Origin of the sequence: Paraburkholderia sp. (genome assembly GCF_035656215.1) — a bacterium.
Taxonomy (GTDB): domain Bacteria; phylum Pseudomonadota; class Gammaproteobacteria; order Burkholderiales; family Burkholderiaceae; genus Paraburkholderia.
Genome location: NZ_DASRSY010000223.1, coordinates 1 through 4,944, shown reverse-complemented (window position 1 = coordinate 4,944; position 4,944 = coordinate 1). Strand labels below are relative to the sequence as shown.

Below are 4,944 nucleotides of genomic sequence, written 5' to 3'. Positions count from 1 at the left end.
GTCCCTTTGCTCGAACGCCTGCGTTTCATCTGCATCACCAGTAGCAACCTCGACGAATTCTTCGAAGTCCGCATGGCCGGACTTCAGGAGCAGATGCGCGACAACCCGGGCGCGCTGTCTCCGGACGGTATGTCGCTCCAGCACGTGTACGACCTCGTGGTCGAGCGCGCGCAGAGGCTCGTGCATCGCCAGTACACCATGCTGCACGATACGGTCCTCACCGCGCTCGAAGCAGAAGGCATCTATTTTCACGGCACTGAAGCGTGGAACGAAGCGCAGACCGAATGGGCGCGCAACTACTTCTTCGACGAACTGCTGCCGGTGCTCACGCCGATCGGCCTCGATCCGGCTCACCCGTTTCCGCGCGTGCTCAACAAGAGCCTGAACTTCGTCGTCGAACTCGAAGGCAAGGACGCGTTCGGCCGTCAGGCGATGATGGGCATCGTGCAGGCGCCGCGTGCCTTGCCCCGGCTCGTGCGCATGCCGCAGGAACTGTCGGGCTATCCGCATGGTTTCGTGCTGCTGAGCTCGTTGCTGCAGCGCTTTGTCGGCGAGCTGTTCCCGAATCTGGTGGTGCGCACCTGCAACCAGTTCCGCATCACGCGCAATAGCGAACTGTTCGTCGACGAAGACGAAATCACCAATCTGCGTGTCGCGTTGCAGGGCGAATTGCCGGCACGGCATCTGGGCAATGCGGTGCGGCTCGAAGTGTCGGCGGACACGCCCGCGCATGTCGTGCGTCGCTTGCTGGACGAAAGCAGCCTGACCACCAAGGATTGCTATTTCGCCGACGGCCCCGTCAATCTGGTGCGGCTGATGCAATTGCCGGAGATGGTGGACCGGCCCGACCTGAAGTTCGTGCCGCATATTCCTGCGATTCCGCCGCAGATCGCCAACAGCGCCAGCATGTTCGACGTGATCGATCAGGGCGACGTGCTGCTGCATCATCCTTACGAGAGCTTTCAACCGGTGCTCGAGTTGCTGCTACAGGCGGCTAAAGACCCGAACGTGATGGCCATCAAGCAGACCATCTATCGCACCGGCACCGACTCTCCGCTGATGGACGCGCTGATGCAAGCGGCGCGCAACGGCAAGGAAGTGACGGTGGTGGTCGAACTGCTCGCGCGCTTCGACGAAGAAACCAACATCAACTGGGCGTCACAGCTTGAAGCCGTGGGCGCGCACGTCGTGTACGGCGTGGTGGGCCACAAGTGCCACGCGAAGATGATGCTGATCGTGCGGCGTGTGTCGTCTGGCGGCAAGACCACGCTCAAGCGTTACGTGCACCTGGGCACCGGCAACTATCATCCGCGCACCGCTCGGCTTTATACCGATTTCGCCCTGATGACCGCCGATCAGAAAATCTGCGAAGACGTGCACCACGTGTTCCAGCAACTAACCGGCATCGGCGGTGAACTGAGGCTGCACGAGCTCTGGCAGTCGCCGTTCACGCTGCATCCGAAACTGGTCGATGCGATTCGCGCGGAAGCAGATCACGCGCGTGCCGGCAAAAAAGCGCGCATCGTCGCGAAGATGAACGCCTTGCTCGAACCCACCGTGATTGCCGAGTTGTACGAGGCGTCGCAGGCCGGCGTGAAGATCGATCTGATCGTGCGTGGCGTGTGCGCGTTGCAGCCGGGCGTGCCGGGTTTGTCGGAGAACATCACGGTGCGCTCGATTGTCGGGCGCTTCCTCGAGCATCATCGAATCTTCTACTTCTACGACGGCGGCAAGGAACAGGTGTATCTGTCGAGCGCCGACTGGATGGACCGTAACTTCTTCCGCCGTGTGGAAGTGGCGTTTCCGGTCAACAACCGTCGCCTGAAGCGGCGCGTGATTGCCGAAGGTCTATCGGCGTTTCTCGGCGACAACCAGGCCGCATGGCTGATGCAAAGCGATGGCCACTACCGGCGCCGGCGACCGGGAAAGTCCTCGCGCAATGCACAGATGAGTCTGCTGGGGAAATTCTGTTCGTGAATTCGTGATTGTGTTTGCGCGCCGCTGAAGCGGCGGTGCGCATGAAAAAAGCCCGCCTTTCTTACAGGCGGGCTTTTTTTCAGGCCACTAATCTTAGACCGGTGCCGGTTGCCGACGCGCCGTGCGATATACCGGGAAGCGCACGGTGAACGTGCTGCCACGTCCCTCTTCGCTCTTCACGTCGAGCTGCGCATCGTGCCGCTGCAGCACATGCTTGACGATGGCGAGGCCGAGGCCCGTCCCACCCGTATCGCGCGAGCGGCTGCGGTCGACGCGATAAAAGCGTTCGGTCAGACGCGGAATGTCCGCGGCCGGAATCCCCAGCCCGCTGTCCGTGACAGAGAAAACCGCACTGCCGCCGTTGGCGTGCCAGTTCACTGCGATCGCGCCGCCGTCCGGCGTGTAGCGGATCGCATTGGTCACGAGGTTGCCAAGCGCACTGAGGAGTTCCGTTTCCACGCCAGTGACGGTAAGCCCTTCGTCGGCGTCGAACACGATCTTGTGATGATCGCTCGACAGGCTTTGCGCGTCATCTTTCAGATGCCGCAGCACCGCGCGCATGTCGATCATCTGATCGCTCGGTGGCTTGTTGTCGCCTTCGAGCTTCGCGAGCACCAGCAAGTCGTTGACGATATGACGCATCCGCGAGGCCTGCTGCTCCATCAGTTCAAGGTAGCGCGCGCGCTCGGCTTCGCCTAGCGGCAGCTCTCGCATCGTCTCCAGGAAACCCGAAAGCACGGTGAGCGGCGTTTTTAGTTCATGCGACACATTGGCGACGAAGTCGCGCCGCATCGCGTCGGTACGCTCCAGTTCGGTGATGTCTTGCGAGAGCACCAGCTTGCGATTTTCACCGTACGGAAACACCTGCACCGACAGCACGTTCTGGCGCTTGTCGCCCATGCCGCGCATGATCAGCATCTCTTCGTACCGATGCGAATTCAGATAGCGCACGAAGTCCGGTTGACGCACGAGATGCGTGATGTGCTGGCGCAGATCGCGTTTCGCATCGAGCCCGAAATGGACTTCGGAGATCGCGTTGCACCACTCGATCTGATCGTGATCGTCGAGCATCGCAACGCCGTTCGGCGACGCCTGAATTGCCTGAATGAAACGCGAATGCTGCTGCTCGACCTGACGCACCTGCGCATGCCAGCGCTTTGCAAGCTTATGCAGACGGTAATAGATTTCGCCCCAGATTCCAGGAGCGCTCGGCACTTCGCCGTAGACCGGCGCGTCGAGCAGGCGCCACAAACGCTGCTTGTGAAAGGTGCTGATGAAGCTCTGCGCGAGCAGCATGACGATCGCGAGGACCAGCCCTGCCTTGACGTTCAGGAGTGCGCCGACCACCACGCACAGAACAGCCAGCAGCACGACCGACACGATGGAGCGCGCCCAGATGATGTTCATGTTCTAGCGAATCTAGCGATCGAAGAGGAAAGTGCTACCGCAAAGTCACGCGCTCTTCGCGAGGCGGTAGCCGCTGCCGCGTACCGTCTCAATCATAGCATCGCACCCCGCCGGCTTGAGTGCCGCGCGCAGACGCTTGATGTGCACGTCCACCGTGCGTTCTTCGACGAACACGTGGTCGCCCCACACCTGGTCGAGCAGTTGCGTGCGGCTGTGCACGCGCTCCGGGTGCGTCATGAAGAAGTGCAGCAGACGGAATTCGGTCGGGCCGAGATCGAGCTTGATCTCGCTGCCTTCGGCGTGCGCGGCCACCCGGTGAGTCGCCGGGTCGAGTTTGAGGCCGTTGATCGCCACCAGGTCCTCGGTCAACTGCGGCGCACGGCGGCGCAACACCGCCTTGATACGCGCCATCAGTTCTTTCGGCGAGAACGGCTTGGTAACGTAGTCGTCGGCACCGATTTCGAGGCCGAGCACCTTGTCCTGTTCATCGCCACGTGCGGTCAGCATGATGATCGGAATATGCTTGGTGCGCTCGTTGTTGCGCAGATCGCGCGCGAACGCGATGCCTGACTTGCCCGGCAACATCCAGTCGAGCAGCACGAGGTCGGGCAGTACGTCGCTGATCAGGTTCTGCGCCTGCTCCGCGTTGTACGCACGAATCGGACAGTGTCCGGCGTGTTGAAGATTGACCGAGATCAATTCGGAAATGGCGGGCTCATCTTCAATGACGAGAATGCTGCTGGGCATCGGCACCTCTGGTCCTTATATCTGGATTAACTGAGTGCTTCGCGTTCGAGCGCGTCGCGCGACTTGTGCCGCACGTCGGTGCCCTTGACGATGTAGATGATGAATTCAGCGATGTTCTTCGCGTGGTCGCCGATCCGTTCGATCGCCTTGGCGATGAACAGAAAATCGAGGCCCACCGAAATCGAACGCGGATCTTCGGTCATGTATGAAATCAGCTTGCGCACGAAAGCGCGGAATTCCTCGTCGATCGCTTTATCGTCGCGCATGATCTGCGCGGCGGCGACCGTGTCCAGGCGCGCAAAGGCGTCTAGCGCGCGGCGCAGAATCGACACCGCCATTTCGCCCGACAATTTGATCTCGGCGATATTGATGCTGCGCGAGGCGCCGTCTTCCATCAGACGCTTGGTGCGCTTGGCGATTTTTTCGGCTTCGTCGCCGGCGCGCTCGAGATTCGTGATGGTCTTCGAAATCGCGATCAGGAGGCGCAAGTCGCGCGCGGCCGGCTGGCGGCGCGCGATGATGTTGCTGCACTCTTCGTCGATCTCGATTTCCATCGTGTTCAGGCGCTCTTCCGCCGCGATCACCTGTTCACATACGTCGAGGTCGAAGTTGTTCAGCGCGATCATTGCATTGACGATCTGCGACTCGACCAGACCGCCCATTTCGAGGACCTTCGAAGAAACGAGGTTCAGGTCGGCGTCGAACTGGCTGGACAGATGTTTATCGGACATGTCGTACTCCGTTGTTTTGCGCGGCGGCTTAGCCGAAGCGGCCAGTGATGTAGTCCTCGGTTTCCTTGCGGACCGGCTTGAT

The 4,944-nt window shown here is 60.8% G+C and carries 4 protein-coding genes; 1 reads left to right on the top strand and 3 read right to left on the bottom strand.

The window, feature by feature from the left end; genetic code table 11:
* Window positions 1-1,977, top strand: a 1,977-nt coding sequence (ppk1, locus tag VFE81_RS12735) for a polyphosphate kinase 1 (RefSeq protein WP_325044935.1), incomplete at its 5' end; no start/stop codon positions are given.
* Between the two features lie 93 nt (window positions 1,978-2,070).
* On the opposite strand, the gene phoR is transcribed toward ppk1, so the two are convergent.
* The 3 genes from phoR to phoU are packed head-to-tail and all read right to left on the bottom strand — an operon-like array spanning window position 2,071 to window position 4,862.
* Window positions 2,071-3,384, bottom strand: a complete 1,314-nt coding sequence (phoR, locus tag VFE81_RS12730) for a phosphate regulon sensor histidine kinase PhoR (RefSeq protein WP_325044934.1) — start codon at window positions 3,382-3,384, stop codon at window positions 2,071-2,073.
* 45 nt (window positions 3,385-3,429) lie between these two features.
* On the bottom strand, window positions 3,430-4,131 hold the full coding sequence (gene phoB / locus VFE81_RS12725; protein WP_028199153.1) for a phosphate regulon transcriptional regulator PhoB: 702 nt from the start codon (window positions 4,129-4,131) through the stop codon (window positions 3,430-3,432).
* A 26-nt stretch (window positions 4,132-4,157) separates the two neighbouring features.
* Window positions 4,158-4,862, bottom strand: a complete 705-nt coding sequence (gene phoU, locus VFE81_RS12720; RefSeq protein WP_325044933.1) for a phosphate signaling complex protein PhoU — start codon at window positions 4,860-4,862, stop codon at window positions 4,158-4,160.
* Window positions 4,863-4,944 lie beyond the last annotated feature (82 nt).

Excerpts from the sequence above, each read along its gene's own strand:
- phoB (WP_028199153.1), bottom strand. The coding sequence starts at position 4,131 with ATGCCCAGCAGCATTCTCGTCATTGAAGATGAGCCCGCCATTTCCGAA.
- phoR (WP_325044934.1), bottom strand. The coding sequence starts at position 3,384 with ATGAACATCATCTGGGCGCGCTCCATCGTGTCGGTCGTGCTGCTGGCT.
- phoU (WP_325044933.1), bottom strand. The coding sequence starts at position 4,862 with ATGTCCGATAAACATCTGTCCAGCCAGTTCGACGCCGACCTGAACCTC.